The sequence below is a fragment of the Psychrobacter sp. AOP7-C1-14 genome (genome assembly GCF_052376135.1).
Lineage (GTDB): Bacteria > Pseudomonadota > Gammaproteobacteria > Pseudomonadales > Moraxellaceae > Psychrobacter.
The window spans coordinates 1-17,850 of the sequence record NZ_JBQSVH010000009.1 but is presented as its reverse complement, the minus strand read 5'-3'; the positions used below and the strand labels follow the sequence as shown (position 1 = coordinate 17,850).

Annotated in this window: 14 protein-coding genes; 5 read left to right on the top strand and 9 right to left on the bottom strand. The window is 43.0% G+C overall.

From position 1 onward, the window contains the following. Nucleotides 1-42 precede the first annotated feature (42 nt). Nucleotides 43-2,187, bottom strand: a complete 2,145-nt coding sequence (locus ACT3QN_RS07850; RefSeq protein ID WP_444522923.1) for an Lnb N-terminal periplasmic domain-containing protein — start codon at nt 2,185-2,187, stop codon at nt 43-45. A 151-nt stretch (nt 2,188-2,338) separates the two neighbouring features. On the opposite strand from ACT3QN_RS07850, the gene ampD reads away from it, so the two are divergent. The 3 genes from ampD to ACT3QN_RS07835 all read left to right on the top strand — a co-directional run bounded on the left by ampD (nt 2,339) and on the right by ACT3QN_RS07835 (nt 5,385). Further along, the gene (ampD, locus tag ACT3QN_RS07845; RefSeq protein WP_444522924.1) at nt 2,339-2,968 is read left to right on the top strand and encodes a 1,6-anhydro-N-acetylmuramyl-L-alanine amidase AmpD; all 630 of its coding nucleotides are present in this window, start codon (nt 2,339-2,341) and stop codon (nt 2,966-2,968) included. Nucleotides 2,969-3,080: 112 nt separating this feature from the next. Continuing rightward, on the top strand, nt 3,081-4,631 hold the full coding sequence (murJ, locus tag ACT3QN_RS07840; protein WP_444522925.1) for a murein biosynthesis integral membrane protein MurJ: 1,551 nt from the start codon (nt 3,081-3,083) through the stop codon (nt 4,629-4,631). Nucleotides 4,632-4,761: 130 nt separating this feature from the next. Next, nucleotides 4,762-5,385: a hypothetical protein gene (locus tag ACT3QN_RS07835; RefSeq protein WP_444522926.1), complete on the top strand. Its 624-nt coding sequence runs from the start codon at nt 4,762-4,764 to the stop codon at nt 5,383-5,385. Here the strand turns inward: ACT3QN_RS07835 and ACT3QN_RS07830 are convergent. Beyond that, nucleotides 5,382-6,047, bottom strand: a complete 666-nt coding sequence (locus tag ACT3QN_RS07830) for a GNAT family N-acetyltransferase (RefSeq protein WP_444522927.1) — start codon at nt 6,045-6,047, stop codon at nt 5,382-5,384. The two genes, ACT3QN_RS07835 and ACT3QN_RS07830, sit on opposite strands and share 4 nt — an antisense overlap. A 157-nt stretch (nt 6,048-6,204) precedes the next feature. Here ACT3QN_RS07830 and ribF point away from each other — a divergent pair, with 157 nt between their 5' ends. Continuing rightward, a complete protein-coding gene (gene ribF / locus ACT3QN_RS07825) occupies nt 6,205-7,299 on the top strand; it encodes a riboflavin biosynthesis protein RibF (RefSeq protein WP_444522928.1) in 1,095 nt (364 codons plus the stop codon). Nucleotides 7,300-7,395: 96 nt separating this feature from the next. Here the strand turns inward: ribF and ACT3QN_RS07820 are convergent, their stop codons facing one another. The 4 genes from ACT3QN_RS07820 to ACT3QN_RS07805 all read right to left on the bottom strand — a co-directional run bounded on the left by ACT3QN_RS07820 (nt 7,396) and on the right by ACT3QN_RS07805 (nt 12,547). Further along, nucleotides 7,396-7,635, bottom strand: a complete 240-nt coding sequence (locus ACT3QN_RS07820) for a DUF2789 domain-containing protein (RefSeq protein WP_444522929.1) — start codon at nt 7,633-7,635, stop codon at nt 7,396-7,398. Nucleotides 7,636-7,912: 277 nt separating this feature from the next. After that, nucleotides 7,913-8,902, bottom strand: coding sequence for a malate dehydrogenase (locus tag ACT3QN_RS07815; RefSeq protein ID WP_444520209.1), 990 nt, complete (start codon nt 8,900-8,902; stop codon nt 7,913-7,915). A 365-nt stretch (nt 8,903-9,267) separates the two neighbouring features. Beyond that, nucleotides 9,268-9,972, bottom strand: coding sequence for a ribonuclease T2 (locus ACT3QN_RS07810; protein ID WP_444522930.1), 705 nt, complete (start codon nt 9,970-9,972; stop codon nt 9,268-9,270). Between the two features lie 442 nt (nt 9,973-10,414). After that, complete coding sequence (locus tag ACT3QN_RS07805) at nt 10,415-12,547, bottom strand: transglycosylase SLT domain-containing protein (RefSeq protein WP_444522931.1); 2,133 nt, start codon at nt 12,545-12,547, stop codon at nt 10,415-10,417. A gap of 347 nt (nt 12,548-12,894) precedes the next feature. Here ACT3QN_RS07805 and miaB point away from each other — a divergent pair, with 347 nt between their 5' ends. Continuing rightward, a complete protein-coding gene (gene miaB, locus ACT3QN_RS07800; protein ID WP_444522932.1) occupies nt 12,895-14,388 on the top strand; it encodes a tRNA (N6-isopentenyl adenosine(37)-C2)-methylthiotransferase MiaB in 1,494 nt (497 codons plus the stop codon). A 174-nt stretch (nt 14,389-14,562) separates the two neighbouring features. Here miaB and ACT3QN_RS07795 read toward each other — a convergent pair whose 3' ends face one another. From ACT3QN_RS07795 to ACT3QN_RS07785, 3 genes are all read right to left on the bottom strand, one after another. Further along, nucleotides 14,563-15,855, bottom strand: a complete 1,293-nt coding sequence (locus ACT3QN_RS07795) for a DUF711 family protein (RefSeq protein WP_444522933.1) — start codon at nt 15,853-15,855, stop codon at nt 14,563-14,565. A gap of 230 nt (nt 15,856-16,085) precedes the next feature. After that, nucleotides 16,086-16,322: a hypothetical protein gene (locus ACT3QN_RS07790; RefSeq protein WP_444522934.1), complete on the bottom strand. Its 237-nt coding sequence runs from the start codon at nt 16,320-16,322 to the stop codon at nt 16,086-16,088. Between the two features lie 141 nt (nt 16,323-16,463). Further along, on the bottom strand, nt 16,464-17,678 hold the full coding sequence (locus ACT3QN_RS07785) for an RtcB family protein (protein ID WP_444522935.1): 1,215 nt from the start codon (nt 17,676-17,678) through the stop codon (nt 16,464-16,466). Between the last annotated feature and the right edge of the window lie 172 nt (nt 17,679-17,850).

Here is a 17,850-nt window from a genome sequence, read left to right as displayed (position 1 = left end):
TTTTGTTTAAATTAATGCCTAAATCAGTGGCTAAACCAAGGTCTAAAAATACCGTCTGTACGATAGCTGTATATCATCATTGGCATCGATACGTTCTTGCCATTCATAATTAGCATTAATACGTAATGCTTGCTTTTTATCAATATCGTATTGCAGTCCTAGGCTTGATATTGGTTGCCAATAATGGCCACGAACGTTGGATTCATCGCTGCTGCCATGATACCAATATGGCAATTGCAATTCAGCTTGTGCGCGTAACTGATTGTTAATCTGATAACGGCAGCCCGCATTGATACCTGCGCCTAGACGAAAACCTTTATTGATACCACGTCCTACTTGCCCCGTACCTGCCAAAAATGTATAGCACAGTTGCGGCGGCATCTCACCAGTACCTGCAGCTGGCGTACCAAATGCCCATGACCAGCCTTTCTCGTAACCGATACTACCGACCAGATGATCCGTACCTGTTTTTTGCGAGCCATCATTTACTCGTGTTGCCTCGATACTAGCGCCCCAAGTGTTGCCCTTTTTGGCAGTATTAATAGGGTTAAAAGAGCGGCCACGAATTAAGGTAACGTTTTGCAAGACCACACTGTCTGGCTGATGAGGTTTATTGTCATCCGTATCATACAGTCGCAATGTTGCCGCTAGCCCTTCCAAGTTAAAAAACTGTGGGTATCCTGAAGCATGGTCAAGCGTATCATGAAAGCCCGCTCGAAACCCAATATCCATATAGTCATTGTCCCCACGCTGCCCTATAGCTATCGTGCCCAACTGTAGCGGATGCCTGTCTATCGGATTATTATCGGATACGTCGATTTGACGCTTAAGTAGCGTTTGCCCATCACCTGACATGCTCGATACAGGGTTAAGCTGCGCAGACTTGATCTCATTCACGGTTTGTTTAGCTCTATTATGATAGCCCAACTGCGCGTACTGTTGTTTTTTCTCATTGAGCTGAGCTTGACGTAAAGTATTATCAGCAGGTGTATAAGTGGTACTTGCCAGCAACTGCTCATCATTTAGTAGCTGAATCACATCAAAAGGTACGACGGCATAAGACAAGTGGCTCAATAAGTTTTGCTGCGGACGAACCACATCAATAAGGCGCAAAATCTCGGAAGCACAGTTGTCCGTGGTAAAGTAATACGGCATCTTTAACGCTTTGGTTTCCCAAACGTGGCGCATAATCTGCTGAACTTCCGCTGGCGTCAAACTCAACTGATATGTCCACGCGTCACGTTCATCACCTTGCAGATATTTCGCTAGCATCTCTGGATAAGAATCAATCTCGATAGCACTATCGTAGCTACCAATCATTGACTTGGTAGCATAGACTGGAAAACTGTCGTTTGGATCACCGTCTACCGTATAGTTCAGCGCATAAGCCTTATCGATTTGATTTGGATCGGCGATGCTCGCTTTTGAGTCAATGCGTAGCAACGTATGAGCAAACGCCGAGAGTGGATTGTCCAAATACTCCTGCGCAAACATAATAGATAGCTGCTCAGGCGCCAGTGTCGACATCCATTCATCTAACTCAGGACACTCAGCTGATAGACTTGCAGCATCGATCGCTAGCACCTCTGTCAACCATGCCACTCGCGCTGGAAAACGACATAAGACAGAATTATTATTATCAGTTTTAACTTGGTTGTTATCAGTTGCTGATGATGACGCTAACTCTTGCGCAAGTGCTACGAGCATCGCATCTAATTCTACACCTGAATCTCGTTGACCATTCTTACTCAAAAAAAAGCTCGGGTCATCGACCAAACTCTCGGTTTGCTTTTTACCAAATACACTGTTTTTATCATCGTAAAAATACAATAAGCGTCGCCATGTTGTATGCTGTGCCAAATTGTCTGCTTTTACTTGTTGCCGCCATGTCGATAGCAACTGGCCTGTAGCCACACTTAAATCCGATAAAGTACTATTTTGAATACTAGGTTCAGTGCTATTAATATCTTTGGGCTCAGCCAATACGTCTGAATCAGAATAAATCGGTGCTATGCTAGATGCGTCAGGTGACAGTGCCTCTGTTTCAAGAACGGACAATGGCGTTGGTAAAAATGCCTGCGCTTGCGCCGAAAGTAATATTCCTGCTACTGCTAACGGTAGGCTTGCTCGCAGGCCAATGGTCATTAGCGTACAATCGATAGGTATGGACATCAGTTTTATAGACATGAGGTAGAATCTCGCACGTTATTGTTCATACGCTATCAGCGTTATTAAAGTTTCTGGGTCAAAAAACCAAATACATCGCCCGCTATCGTTTAGCTACTTAGATAGATTGCCTATCACATCATTATCAATACTAGTATAAAAAGAGAGTGTTATGACTGCATCATCACCAAACTCATCATCCACGTCGCCAATGACCATCAAAGATGGACTGCTATCAGCAGCCACTTGGCTAGCCTCACCCAATTATAATGTAAGACCAACAGGTTTGAGCCTTGACGCCATCGTTGTACATAACATTAGCCTACCACCGAATGAGTTTGGTGCCTGCGACACTAATGGCACACACTATGTGAAAGCATTATTTACCAATCAATTAGACTGGGATGCTCACCCTTATTTTCAAACAATCAAGGGCGCAGAAGTATCAGCGCACCTGTTAATCGAACGTGATGGCGCTATCACTCAGTTTGTCAATTTCAACGAACGGGCTTGGCATGCTGGGCGGTCTAGCTACTTAGGCCGACCTGAATGTAATGATTATAGCATTGGCATCGAGCTTGAAGGGTCGGATTTTACGCCTTTCACTGACATGCAATATGACAGGCTCGCACAAGTCGTCAGTGCTATCTATGAAGCTTATCCTAAAACACGTCGCCACTTGACTGGCCACAGTGATATCGCGCCTGGGCGTAAGACTGACCCTGGTGATTACTTTGAATGGGCAAGATTGCGCCAGTTAGTTTCTGATTCAACAAAAAACGATACACCGTCGCATAAATGATTTCCACACTCAATCCATTTATCTCAATTATGAAAGTGATATAATTCGTCAGTTTTTCATCCACATTACACCAGCACATAATTCAATATACAACTTGGCAAGATAGGTTCTCATGGCAAAAAGTCGGTTATTTCGTTCAACCATGGTGGTCAGCAGTATGACCATGTTATCGCGTATTTTAGGTTTGATACGTGATGTTGTATTGCTAGGGGTTTTTGGTGCAGGTGGTCTGATGGATGCCTTCTTGGTCGCCTTCAAAATCCCAAACTTTTTACGAAGACTGTTTGCGGAAGGTGCGTTTAGCCAAGCATTCGTGCCTGTACTGTCCGAATACAAAGAAAAGTACAGCTTACAACAAGTTCAGATTTTGGTCAGTCGTACCTCGGGCGCATTGTTGCTAGTGTTATCGATGCTTACCGTGGTTGTCATCCTAATTGCACCTTGGGTAGTAACATTGTTTGCCCCTGGGTTTGCCGATCAACCTGATAAATTTGCCATTACCGCTGAGCTGCTACGCCTTACCTTTCCGTACTTACTATTTATTTCTATGACAGCTTTTGCGAGTGGTATTTTGCAAAGCTATGGCCGTTTTGCTGCACCTGCCTTTGCACCGGTGCTATTGAATCTGTGTATGATTGGTGGTGCGCTGATTTTCGCACCGATGTTTGATACGCCCATTATGACGCTTGGATATGCCGTGGCTATCGCAGGTTTGCTACAGTTCTTGATACAACTACCGCAGCTTTGGCAACAAAAACTGCTTGTCGCACCAAAGGTTGATTTCCAGCACGAAGGCGTTCGTCGAATTTTAAAATTGATGTTACCTGCTATCTTTGGTGTATCTGTCACCCAAATTAACCTCTTACTCAATACTGTGTTTGCTTCATTGATGATCGGTGGGTCGGTCTCTTGGCTTTATGCAGCTGAACGTATGAGCGAGCTGCCATTAGGGCTGATTGGGGTGGCAATTGGTACAGTTATTTTACCTAGTTTGTCGAAAAGTGAAGCTCAAAAAGACGATGTCAATTTCAAAAAAACCATCGACTGGGCAGCACGCCTTATTATCTTAGTCGGTATACCTGCTTCGGCTGCGCTGTTTGTACTGGCAGATGTCTTGATGCAAGCACTGTTTTTACGTGGTGAATTCACCTTACGTGATGCACAGATGAGCTCACTGGCTCTGCGTAGTATGGCAGGTGGCATCTTAGGATTTATGCTGATTAAGATATTTGCTCCCGCTTTCTTTGCGCGTCAAGATACCAAAACTCCCGTAAAAATCGGCATCATTTCTGTCATTGCCAATATGATCTTTAGTGTTATTTTTATCGGAATATTTTACTTCTTAGAAATACCGCTGCATGGTGGTTTGGCATTGGCTACGACTGGTGCTGCTTTTGTAAACGCAGGCTTGCTATATTACTTCTTGCATAAGCGTAATATCTTCCGTTTTGGCCCACATTGGAAAAAGCTGTTTGTACAGTTTGCTATTTCGACTGGCTCTATGGTTGGCGTACTCTATTTTATGCTACCTTATTTCCCTACAGACGATGCCCAGTGGCAACGTATCGTTGCGCTAATTATTATGTGTGCCATCGGAGCACTAGTGTATGGTGTGGTATTGCTAGCCACTGGTTTTCGCCCGCGCCAGCTAAAACACGGTTAGTCTAAATGATAAGAAAATTCATAATGGGCTTACGAAACCAAAACAAGCCTGTTATGAGAAATGACAATGCTCGCTGCTGATCATTGTCATAATAGATCACTAATAAATACATAAAGTCTGAGGTTTTAATATGACAACGAAACAGCCAATCTTCCAGCGCTTACCAATTCTGCTAGCCACTGGTGTGTTAAGCACTGGACTACTTATTAGTGGCTGTAGCAATAATGAGTCGGCTGAAACTGTTACTGATAGTGAAGATATGGCGGAGACCGTTGATACCTCAGAAGATGTCACATTAGACAACGAGACAACTGACCAGACAGAGGTCGCTGACAGTGATAGCGAAACAGAAGAAATTACAGATGACGCTGAAGATGAGATAGCAATTAATAGTGACAATATTAATCCAGTAACTGCCCCCGCCGAACAAAAAAGCTTAGTAACCAACCCTACTCAAGCAGGTACACCAGAGGATACTGTTAAGCAAGCATTAAACAGCTTATATTATGGAGACGTAAAAGATGCAGCGTCATATTATCAAGTAGATATGGCAAACTTTGAAGAAGAGCTTGCCAATACTCAGGCTGCATTTCAGCAAACGGTAGATGGCGTTACGATTACTGATACCAAGTATAATGATGACAAAACTCGTGCCACCATTACTGGCGAGCTAATGCTAAAAGGACAGAGCGAACCTGCACCACTGACCTACCAGCTACAGAAGATAGAAGGTCAATGGAAGATTTTAGGTTAAAGCGTATCAGATGCCTCATCTAAGATTTCATCTGATGTCACTGTTTTACCAAGCATCACAACATCAGCGATAAACCCTTCCATATCGCAAACTTCTGGCATATAACCCCATTGCTCAAAGCCAAGCTTACGAAACAATCCTAAACTTGGCTGATTATGAGCAAAAACTAGTGCGATGATGTTTCGAATACCCAAGCTTGGTGCTTGCGTCAACATCCAATGGGTCAGCAAACTTCCCAATCCTTTGCCCTGATAGTCTTGATTCAAATAAATACTAATCTCGGTACTGATATGATAGGCCGTACGCGCATATAAATCACTAAAACTGCCCCATGCAACTACTGGCAGCTTTGCTTGATTTGCATCATTTGATTGTAATGCTTTGACCACATATATTGGTCTGGTTGCGCTATCTAGATGCTCGTTAAACCAAGCAGCACGCTCCTCTACCGTAACCAGTGCAAGATTGGCTGTTGCTTGCTTACCCGGTATGCTTTGATTATAAATATCTAAGACTTCTGCCAAATCTTCTTTACTCGCACGCTGTACAACGAACTGATCAGTAAGCTGATATGTTGATAATTCATTTGGTATAGTGTTCAAGGCAGCATCAGTCATAAGATCTCCATCGTCGTTAGGATTGTTATTAAAAACATTGGTCATAAAGAATAGACTTCCTATGCGTCATACTTGCATTACACGTAGACTATAGGATGTTAGTGTGGCTATTTTACTTTATAATGGCTGGTTTTAGACACATCAATTTTAAGCATAGACGTGTTTTTCGTTTTTTATTTGGTCTCATCATAGCTGAAAACTTATGAAAACCTATTTTCTTGAGCAACTAATTTTGTCAACAAACCCTTCATCTACGGACGCTGTGCCAGTAGAGTTGGCATCTTGCGTGCTCACTATCGGTAATTTTGACGGTGTACACCTCGGTCATCAGGCAATGCTAGCCCAAGTTCGCGAGATTGCGCGTACCCAAAATTTGAGGGCAGCGGTCATGATATTTGAGCCACAGCCACGTGAGTTTTTTGCACCCGCCAAAGCACCTGCACGTCTGACTAATCTGGCAGAGAAGCAAGCACTGTTAGCAGAATATGGTGTTGAAACATTGATCGTAGCAGGTTTTGATACAGAGTTTCGGTCACTATCAGCACAAGCATTTGCCGATATACTAGCCAAGCGTCTGAACGTAAAAGCATTGGTGTTAGGCGATGACTTCCGCTTCGGTCATGACCGTACTGGCGACAGTCAGTTTTTGCGTAACTATGGGCTACATGTGACCAATCTGCATACGGTCACTGATGACAATGCTAACAGCATTATTGACGAACATAACGTAATTAATGACTGTACTACTGATATAAATAGTAATGCTACACGCATTAGCTCTACTCGTGTTCGCGATTTACTATTGGCAGGTGAGCTTCAGGCAGCTAACAGGCTACTTGGTCGTACATATGCAATCACAGGAGTGGTTGTTCGCGGTGACCAGATAGGTCGCACGATAGATTTTCCTACCGCAAATATCGATTTGCAACGAATAAAGCCCGCCTTACATGGTATTTTTGCGGTCGATGTGGTGAGCTTAGACGCTGATGGCAATGTAATAGCAGATGGCTTGACTACCCTTGCCACTGACGGTCATGCAGGTGTTGCGGGGTTGCGCGCGCATAGTTTGTTTGGCACAGCTAATATTGGCAAAAGACCCTCTGTCGATAAAGGTAGTGACTGGCGATTAGAAGTTCATTTTCCAAAGTTACAAGCCGATTTATACGGATTGAACCTACAAGTACGTTTCTTACACTTTTTGCATGGTGAACGTCGCTATGATGGATTAGAAGCCTTAAAAGCTGGCATTCATCAAGATGTCGCTGATTTACTTGAGTGGCGCGAAAAGCAAATTTAAGATGAAAAGCAAATTTAAGATTTAGTTATTTTCTAGACATAAGAACCCCCGCGATAGGACTAGTATCGCGGGGGTTTTGTCTAATGTTATAAGTCTTTATGCACTAGGATGTAGACGTACGTTTAACTCATCGATAGTTTCTACCCACGCTGCATCTTTTTGCCATTCTTCTTGCAAGAACATGCGTTGATTATCTGTCCAAATATTAGCTTCTGTAAGCTTTTCTTCTTTTGCCAAAGCATTTTTTTCAATAAAGTCATTGATTGCTTCATCTGAATTATCTAGACCCAGTTGTGCAAATAGCTCATTCATTGTATATTCTGGTTCACCCAACATATCTTTCTCCTTAAATAGTACGAACATGATCGCACTTCTTGTTTAACGTGCTTATTCTTCAAATTGATACATTTATTGTAGCAAGCTTTACTTTAATAGCTGTTAATCAACGTTTATCTAACGTTATCAATTGTATTAACGGTAAACTACTTTTACCGATTTAATAGAGTAAATTCGACTGCTCTCATTTGCCTATTTCTCATAGGTACAAAAAAGCCCTCTATACTAGAGGGCTTTTTCTAAGCTGTTTATATAGCAGCTTTAGCAGATTAGCTACTTATGGAAGCAGGTGTGCTACTGCATCACGCTCTTCACTAAGCTCTTGCTCAGTGGCAGCCATTTTCTCTTTAGAGAAATCTGATGATACGTCAACGCCATCTACGATAGACCAGTCGCCGTTAGTACATGTGCATGGGAATGAGTAGATCAAACCTTCAGCAATACCGTATTCGCCGTTTGAGTAAACGCCCATCGATACCCAATCATTCTCATCACTACCTAGTGCCCACGTACGCATGTGTGCAATAGCAGCGTTGGCAGCAGAAGCAGCAGATGATGCACCGCGAGCTTTAATGATCGCAGCACCGCGCTGTTGTACTTCTGGGATATAAGTCGCTTCGTACCAGTCACGATCCACTAAGTCTAGTGCAGGCTTACCGTTTACAGTACAAGCGGTTAGATCTGGATACTGAGTTGATGAGTGGTTACCCCAGATGATCATTTTTTTCACGTCATTTACAGTGCTGTCAGTCTTACCAGCCAACTGTGCCATAGCACGGTTGTGATCAAGACGAGTCATTGCAGTGAAGTTGCGTGGATCAAGATCTGGTGCATTACGCTGAGCGATAAGTGCGTTCGTGTTAGCAGGGTTACCAACTACCAATACTTTTACATCACGGCTAGCGACTTCGTTCAATGCTTTACCTTGTGCTGAGAAGATCGCAGCGTTGGCTTCTAGCAAATCTTTACGCTCCATACCTGGGCCACGAGGACGTGCACCAACCAGTAAAGCATAATCGATATCTTTAAATGCGACATTAGCATCGTCAGTTTGGACAATACCAGCCAACAATGGGAATGCACAGTCTTCTAGTTCCATGACCACACCCTTTAGGGCGTCAAGAGCTGGCGTAATTTCAAGTAATTGCAAAATAACTGGCTGATCTTTACCTAGCATCTCGCCAGATGCAATACGAAATAGCATCGCGTAGCTGATATTACCAGCGGCACCAGTGACGGCAACACGTAAAGGCTGTTTCATTGACATTGAATACTCCCTAATTAATTATTAGATAATTCTAATGAACGATTATCATTTTAGATATCGACTTGTTTGCCGCATAGCAGCATGTATAAACCGAGAGCTAGTGTAGCACTTCATCGCAGTGACCGTCTAGATACAGTCATAGACCTGTCAGGGATTATATTGTTACATTTTATACGGAAGAATTTTTGTAGAGGCTAAGCGCTTATAGATAAAGCGCTAAAGGGCTGTAGAAGTGAAAGACAAAGCATCTTGTGATCATGTTATACGTAGCTAAAACGGTCAAAATAGGCAGTCTATACTGCTAGATACAAACAAAAGATATTGAAAATGATATTAAAAGAGAGGTCTAAGCAGACAAGTAAAGACTATCGTCCACCTGAAATGATAAATCGACTACCACAGCTGTCTACAACATCATGACAAGTACCGAAGTCATTACCTTCATAACACACATGTATATCAGTGAGTATTGATTGACGACGGCTGCCATTTTGACAAATAAGATCCACACTATTGGAAGACATACCACTATTGAGACGGGTCATTTGACTGATAAATCTTGATTTGGAAACCGTATAACTGTTGCCAGTATTTAGCTCGTTCGGTAATTTTAATCCACCTGCATAGTTAGTAATCTGTCGAAAATAACTGCTGGCACTAAGTGGACTACAGGCTCCATAGCGCTGCCACGCTTGGCTACGTACCGTGGTGTCAGGCATGATGCGGTTGACGACTTTTAATTGTAGTGGTGTAAGGCGTGGCTCACTACCACGGCCGCAGCGTTCACCATATCCCATATCCAGACCAGATACGGTCAATGAATATCCTTCTAAACACTGACGCATACGGGCACGTGTTGGCTGCATACTACATAATGCTGGTGTCATCTCAATCATTAATACGCGCTGACCACTCTTAGCTGTACTAGCTGCCTGTGCTGGCAAAAGAACAACACCTTGTATGAGTAATAAAGCGCCGAAGCTCATCGTTGCTTTAATGCTACCTAAGCTGTGGTTACTAGCCAAAGTTGCACGCAATCGAACCATAGAATTGACAGCCTTATTACTCACGTTTGTCTTTGTATTTGCCTCTGCGTTCGATAGTGAGCATATCCGACTAAATAGCGAATATTTGGTTTTTGGCGACATAGACAGACTAGAATATTTTTTGATCATAGGACTAAAGGCAGTTAATTAGCAATGATAAGACATAGGCTATAACTTAAATCATTAGACGCGATACATAAAACACGCATTGACCTAAGAACAAGACTGAAGAATAGGATTTTCCATTAAGGCAATGGTAACAAAACGTTTTTTTTAATCTATAGCAAAAACGTAAACGTTGACGACATCGTCAGAAAGCTCGATAAATATTGGTAAAGTACTGAAAAATAACGGATGTATAACTTGCCTGAGCCAGCTAAGCAATACCTTAGCAGAACAAACCAGCAGATAAAAATAAACCACTAACAATAAATCATTAGTGGTTTATCGAATATACATTCAGTGGCTAAAATCCAGTTGGTATCGTACCCATACGCTGGCTAATCGGCTGACCACGGCCTAACAAACTACCATAAATAGTGGCATTTTCCATCACGTGTTTGACATAGTTGCGTGTCTCAGGAAACGCAATCGATTCTACATACTGATCTGCGGCGAGTGAACCATAAACTGGCTGCCAGCGTTTGGCATTGTTAGGTCCAGCGTTATAGCCTGCAGTTGCCAATACGGGCTGATAGTTGAGCTTACCCAAGATATCACCCATATACCACGTACCATAGCGAATATTGGTATCACCGCTATTAGCACGGCTCGCACTATAAGTCTCACCTAGATTTCGAGCGATATATTTTGCGGTATTAGGCATGACTTGCATTAGTCCACTCGCGCCTACGTTTGAGCGCGCAGAGGATACGAAACGGCTTTCCTGACGCATAATGCCATATGCCCACGCTGGATCAATACCTGCTGACTCACTATAACGCACGACTGCACTTTGATGCGGCATCGGATGCGAGAGTGCTAAGCTATCCACCCTATCGGTATTATCAATCGCATAAATCGCTCGATCGAGCCAGCCCATATCATAGGCTTGACGAGCAGCAGCAATAATCAAATTATCATCACGATTGTCACGAGCTTGCTTAACTGCCCAGTTCCATTCGCGGTTGGCATAACCACGGCTAGCATCAGAGTTGTACAACGCAAACGCACGAGCAAAGTTGGCATCTTGCATGACGCGCGCGCGATCAGCAGTACTCACGTTAGGTAAATTACTACCACCTAAACGGCTAGCATCAAAACGCTGGCCTATTTTATCTTTTGCCATCAGTCCATAGTAGTCATTACTTTTTGCTAGGTTTTGATACATTTTTTTAGACGTATTACGCTTGCTGCTATCGCTTGACTGCTCGTAAGCACGAGCCAGCCAATACTGCCACTGGGCTTCTCTTTGTGTTTCGCCATTCATTTTTGAGATGGCTTCTACCACATCATCCCAACGACTGAAGCGGATTGCCGCCATGGCGTAGTCTTCTGCTTCTTCAAAATTAAAGTCATCATCCAAACTATTGCGGAACCAATCGACTGCTTCAGCGTTAAAGCCATCGTCAGTATTGTGATTCATACGCTGTACGCCAAGGGTGCGGTAAGCATAGCGTCGGGTTTCGTCATTCAATAATCTGACGGAGCGCTGATTGTCTTGTTTGATATCAAAGTCTAACTGTAACGCTGCTTCACGATAAGACTTATCAGCCATACGGCCGATTGCATACATATATAGGTATTGATTGGTTTGGCTAGCAGGCTCACGACCGAAGCGGCTAAAGAAAGACGAAGGGTTTAGCTGAATTTCGCTCAGCGCAGAATAAGCAATAGGTGTACCAAGGCGTGATGATAACGCCATAATGTCGCCTGTCTTGCCTTTACGTAACATACGCTTGAGACGAGCAGCACGATCCTGATCACTAATTAGCGCGTTGTTATTCATCTCCATCGCTAACTGATCACACAATGCTGGTTGCTTTTTGGTGGTTAGCCATACATCAGACTTGGCTGCCATAGCACGCATGGTGTCACCACCATTATTGAACCCAAGCGCAATTGCACATCGTTCACTGGCATCTGCATTGGTGATCAAGTTGGCTACTTGTCTCACCGAAGCATAATCGTTTGACCCTGCTTTGGACTCCGCAAAATCAGCTACCAATTTCTCAGCCATAACCGTGTCTGGATACTGACGTACAAACTGAGAAACAGCCGCTGAACTCTGTGAATTAAGGTCTAAATTCATACGCCAATAAGCCGGATACATCGCAAACAGACCGCCACTCATCATCTGTTCATAGTTATAAAGCGCACTCACATCACCGCGATCTGCGGCGATAGCAGCTGACATAAATGAGTCGATACTGTTGTCTTGCTGGTAACCTTGCTGATAATTACTTTCTTGTTGGTAGCTGTCCTCATCGCCCCACGTCAACTCTGCACAAGCGACTTGTGACACACCAAGTGCACTGACTGCTGTTACCACGCTCAACGCGCTCATCCGTAGCGTACCTACTGTAATTCGCTTTGACGCGTGCTTTTGACTGATAGACTCGTCGTCCTTGATACTGTGCGCAACACGCAACTTTGTCATACTGACTCTCTTTATGATATCTCTACAAATATGTGAACAACGGTTCGTTAAGTACCGCCAAGGGTATATCAATCATCATACTATACTCATTGTGCTTTCAACTATCTCCTTTACCTTTTGTTAATAAATATGACAGCACGGTGTAACATAAAAGTGATAGTGAGCTTCTATTTTTATGATTAGCAGTATTAGTAATAGTAAACAATTGATACTGCTATGAATTATTTACCGTATTGACAATTTATCGCTTGTGCTAATTTTTCACATTGGCACAGGGTTGTGATAAAATACGCCACCTGTTAATCATCGACTTTGCTATATTTTTGGTCAATCATGGACTTATCCTTATGAGTGTTACTGTATTCAACCCCCGCATCAATGACGCTGCCGTTACTGAAACAACTGCTGACGCGCCAGCTATCACTGCACTCAATGAAGCAAGTTCAGCCCAAGCGCCCGTCGAGAAAGCAGTGACGAAAAAGGTCTTTGTGACCACTCAAGGCTGTCAGATGAATGTCTATGACTCTGACAAAATGCTCGACGTCCTCGGTGACTCACATGGTATGGAAGTCACGCACGATATCGATGAAGCCGATGTGTTACTAATGAATACCTGCTCTATTCGCGAAAAAGCACAAGAGAAAGTGTTTTCAGAATTGGGTCGCTGGCGCAAACTAAAAGAAAAACGCCCAGACTTAGTCATTGGTGTGGGTGGCTGTGTGGCCTCTCAAGAAGGCGACAACATTCAAAAACGTGCGCCTTATGTCGACATGGTATTTGGCCCGCAAACCTTGCATCGCCTTCCAGATCTCTATGATCAGTCAAACGAACAGCGTGAAATCGCACCAAAAAATCGTATTGGTACGATTGATGTGTCATTCCCTAGTATTGAAAAATTTGACTTTTTGCCAGAGCCAAGAGTAGAAGGCTATAAAGCCTTCGTATCTATTATGGAGGGCTGCTCAAAGTATTGCTCATTCTGCGTAGTACCTTATACTCGCGGTGAAGAACTGTCACGTCCACTTGATGACGTATTGGCTGAGATTGACAGCCTTGCCGCTCAAGGTATCCGTGAAATTAATCTATTGGGTCAAAACGTAAACGGCTATCGCGGTGAAAAAGACGACGGCAGTATTTGCCGTTTCGCTGAGCTATTACACTATGTCTCGCACGTTGATGGTGTAGAGCGTATTCGCTATACCACCAGCCATCCGCTAGAATTTACTGATGACATCATTGATGCTTATGCACAGTTGCCAGAGCTGGTATCGCACCTGCATCTACCCGTGCAGAGTGGCTCAAACGCTATCTTGGCTGCGATGAAACGTAATCATACGATTGACGTTTATATCGATCAGATTAATAAGCTTAAAGCCATTCGCCCAGACATTCACTTGTCGAGTGACTTTATCATTGGCTTCCCTGGCGAGACAGATCAAGATTTCCAAGACACCTTAAATCTAGCAAAAGAATTGAATTTCGATCATTCTTATAGCTTTATCTACTCTAAGCGTCCAGGCACGCCAGCGGCTGAGTTACCAGATGATGTTAGCTTTACCACTAAAAAGGCACGCTTGGCAGAATTTCAAAAAGTCATTGTTGACTCAACGCTAGCGAAAACGCATGAAATGGTCGGTACTACGACACGCGTATTGGTTGAGCAAATCGCTAATCGTCATCCTGATTGCTTAATTGGCACAGCAGATAACACTCGAACCGTCATGTTCCCATACGATGTTGAGCAAATGGATGAAATGTTGGGTAAGCTTGTCAGCGTACGCATTACTGATTTCGTTAGCCCGCACATGGTTAAAGGTGAGCTAATCGAAATACTAGCGTAACTGTCGCATTATAAGTTTGAGTAAGAATAAAAAAAGCCGTTCGCTATTATAGTGAACGGCTTTTTTATCGTTTTTAAGTTGAGCAATATGTATTGATCACTTATAGAACTGCAATTATCGACAAAAACTCATCACATAAAAATGACTGCCACTGATAAATAGCAGGTGTTACCATCAAGGCACTGCTAATACGGCACAATTGCACAAATCACTACTCTCAAACTGAGTAATATCACCAGCATCAAGCTCTGGAACAGGAAATACTCTCACGGTCAGTGGTTTATTTAACCGATATGCCATGGTACCTGTATCTCGCATTAAGGCACATAACTTATCCTTGGGTGTATCACCTGGAATAGGAACTGTATCAAGACCGATACCGCAGATGGCACTGTTGGTCAACAACATAGGAATATCAAACTCATTATCAAGTGTGGCTTGCGCCAATCCTTTGTCTTCAGTAACCGCCAGCATCAATCCTGAGAAACCGACTATATCGATGCCTGTGATTGACTTAAAAACTCTGGTCAGTAAAGCAGAGGTCTCCACTGTACCTGAAGCGCCAAAATAAGGTACGCCAAGCAGTTTGTAGACATCAACCATAGAATAACAATCTTTAGAAGGCGCTGGTGAGGTGTCTATGCCGAGATAACGCCAATCTGATGCTGAATTAAGCTGCTGCACACAACCATCGATATTGTTGATATGGTACTGCAAGGCTTTGCTCAAGGCATCAAATATAAACTGCTGGTCTTTTTGATAAGTCATACCATCTAAGAGAGACTCTTTACGGATGTACTGCAACGTTTCCACCAACAAATCGGGAGTTTCAAGACCAACAACAAAACCCTTCTCAGTCTTGCCGCTATGATAGCTTGCTGGAAAATAAGGAATAAACTCATCGCAGTTAAAATTTACAGTGAAATTAAAATTCCCTTCACCTCTGGGTGTCAGTTTAGCGATAGCTTGTACCGTATCAGCGCATTTTTCAATAAGTGCATTATCTAAAACACCTATCTCATTGGCAGTCACATTCACACAAGCGTTGCATAAATCACCATATCGCGCAATCAGTTCGGGCAATAACTCAATCTCCTGTGCTGTCTTGGCTTCACCGATTGCAAAGCGCACTCTCAGACCACTTTTGCCTTCATTAAGTACGTCTAGAATATCAGTGATTGTTGCCAATCCAGTAGAAGCCGTCGATAGACTTGAAGTATCTAGGTATTCACCGTATGGGTTAGTCACTATCCGTATTGATTGCACGGTATAGTCTTTACTATTTAGATTTGCGACTACTTTTTCACAGTGTGTAATAGCATCTTCCAGTGCAGCTTGCCACGTTGCCATATCTGAATATAAGTTGATAAAAGTTGTCACTGTCCGAACTTTACACAGCTTTTTATCTTTTAGTTTTTCTATCATTTCAAAACCTAACGATGTATTAACATTACTATTATCACTCATAATCTCTCCACTTTTTGAACGAAAAAATCCATAATACGTAGCATACAAACTTACTCAATTATGAGTATACATAGGGACTGCTAGTAAAATGGGTTTGTTTTCGAAATGATGTCAAGCGTGCCGATAAAAAGCAACGCATCATGTATTATCATTACACTCATTGATGATACGCCGTTCTAGGCTTAACACCAAAACTCTTTGGAAAATGAGCAATGACTGCTTTGGTATGGTTATTCAGCCAACCAATCCGTCTGGCGCAAACGCTGCTTGGTCTCACGGCGACGTTTTTTGCGAACGATATCGATGTCCTCCTTTTCGTGAATACCGCCTTTTTTTAATAGCGGATCCAGTGCCAAATAGTTGCGTGGCTTAACAGTACCTAACGACTGCTGAACGCCTGTTTCAGCTTGTTGCTCTAACTGCCGTTCGATTTGTTTGGCCTTTTTTAATGTTTGTTTTAAGCTCATGTTGTTACCTATATTTTTAATAATGCTAAATCTGTTTTATATATTTGAGTAACCGCATAGTGAGGCCACGACTAAGACATCAAGCGTAAACAGTACATTTAACTCAATTAACACCGGCGTGACTCGCTATAATTTTACTCATTAGCCTTTAATACACATGACTTGCTTCAGCGTATGCACCACTTCTACCAAATCAGCTTGATTGGCCATCACTTCATCAATGTCTTTATAAGCGCCAGGTATCTCATCGATGACACCTTCGTCTTTACGGCACTCGACGCCATCAGTCTGTGCTTTTAACTCATCGATAGTAAATGCTCGTACAGCCTTGCCACGGCTCATCTGTCGCCCTGCCCCATGCGAACATGAGCAAAATGACTCAGCTTCGCCAAGACCACGTACGATAAAAGACTTTGCACCCATAGACCCTGGGATGATACCGAGCTCACCATCATAAGCACTGATCGCTCCTTTACGCGTCACATAAACCTGCTCACCAAAATGCACTTCTTCGGTGACATAATTATGATGACAATTGATGGCTTCTTTGGTCAGCTGAAATCGTGGCAATCCTGCTTGTGGCGATTGCAATGACTTAATCACTAAGCGCATCATCTCGCGGCGGTTCTCTAGCGCATAATCCTGTGCCCAGCCAACCGCTTCAACATAATCAGCAAAGCTATCAGACCCTTCGGCAAAGTAAGCCAAATCACGATCAGGCACATGACCAAAACGCGATTGACGTTCTTTTTTTGCCAGATTGATAAAATAGCGACCGATACAGTTACCAATACCGCGACTGCCCGAATGTAACATTACCCAGACATCTTTGTTCTCATCCAAACACAGCTCAATGAAATGATTGCCACCGCCTAGTGTTCCCAGCTGCTTTGCCCACGTCCGCTCAAAACCTTTGAGCATCTTTAGCAATCCCGGATACTTATCAGTAATTGGCTTTAGACGCTTGCCTAATGGATCAAGCGTTGAGTTCTTGGCTTGAATTTGCTTGTGCATATTAAAACCGACTGGCACTTGCTGCTCTACTACTGAACGTAATGACCGTAAGCTGTCAGGCAAATCACTCGCCGTCAGGGACAAACGTACTGCGTTCATACCACAGCCGATATCGACACCGACCGCGGCAGGAATAATTGCCGACTTGGTCGGGATCACGCTGCCGACTGTGGCGCCTTTACCAACGTGTACATCAGGCATCACCGCAATATGCGAGTGTACAAACTCTAGCTGAGCCAAATTGCGTAATTGTTGCATCGCCCCTTGCTCAACATCCGAGGTGTAAATCTTAACTGGTACGCCGTGTTTACGGTTTTCATTTAATACTAATTGAATGCTCATAATTTTTCATTTCCATTTTATTTTTTTAATAACCATATAGTATTTTTTTGATTATTATAATTTTTAGACATTACTTTCCTATCTCAATTAAACAAAACGTTTAATAAGAAAATTATTTAATAACCCATAAAATTTAGGCAATAAAATACCGTTTTTTATTAATTAAAAAAAC

Bases quoted from the DNA above. Each gene is read 5' to 3' on its own strand.
- ampD (WP_444522924.1), top strand. From the start codon at position 2,339: ATGACTGCATCATCACCAAACTCATCATCCACGTCGCCAATGACCATC.
- ACT3QN_RS07850 (WP_444522923.1), bottom strand. From the start codon at position 2,187: ATGTCTATAAAACTGATGTCCATACCTATCGATTGTACGCTAATGACC.
- ACT3QN_RS07820 (WP_444522929.1), bottom strand. From the start codon at position 7,635: ATGTTGGGTGAACCAGAATATACAATGAATGAGCTATTTGCACAACTG.
- ACT3QN_RS07785 (WP_444522935.1), bottom strand. From the start codon at position 17,678: ATGAGCATTCAATTAGTATTAAATGAAAACCGTAAACACGGCGTACCA.
- ribF (WP_444522928.1), top strand. From the start codon at position 6,205: ATGAAAACCTATTTTCTTGAGCAACTAATTTTGTCAACAAACCCTTCA.
- ACT3QN_RS07835 (WP_444522926.1), top strand. From the start codon at position 4,762: ATGACAACGAAACAGCCAATCTTCCAGCGCTTACCAATTCTGCTAGCC.
- miaB (WP_444522932.1), top strand. From the start codon at position 12,895: ATGAGTGTTACTGTATTCAACCCCCGCATCAATGACGCTGCCGTTACT.
- ACT3QN_RS07805 (WP_444522931.1), bottom strand. From the start codon at position 12,547: ATGACAAAGTTGCGTGTTGCGCACAGTATCAAGGACGACGAGTCTATC.
- ACT3QN_RS07790 (WP_444522934.1), bottom strand. From the start codon at position 16,322: ATGAGCTTAAAACAAACATTAAAAAAGGCCAAACAAATCGAACGGCAG.
- ACT3QN_RS07830 (WP_444522927.1), bottom strand. From the start codon at position 6,047: ATGACCAATGTTTTTAATAACAATCCTAACGACGATGGAGATCTTATG.
- ACT3QN_RS07795 (WP_444522933.1), bottom strand. From the start codon at position 15,855: ATGAGTGATAATAGTAATGTTAATACATCGTTAGGTTTTGAAATGATA.
- ACT3QN_RS07815 (WP_444520209.1), bottom strand. From the start codon at position 8,902: ATGTCAATGAAACAGCCTTTACGTGTTGCCGTCACTGGTGCCGCTGGT.
- murJ (WP_444522925.1), top strand. From the start codon at position 3,081: ATGGCAAAAAGTCGGTTATTTCGTTCAACCATGGTGGTCAGCAGTATG.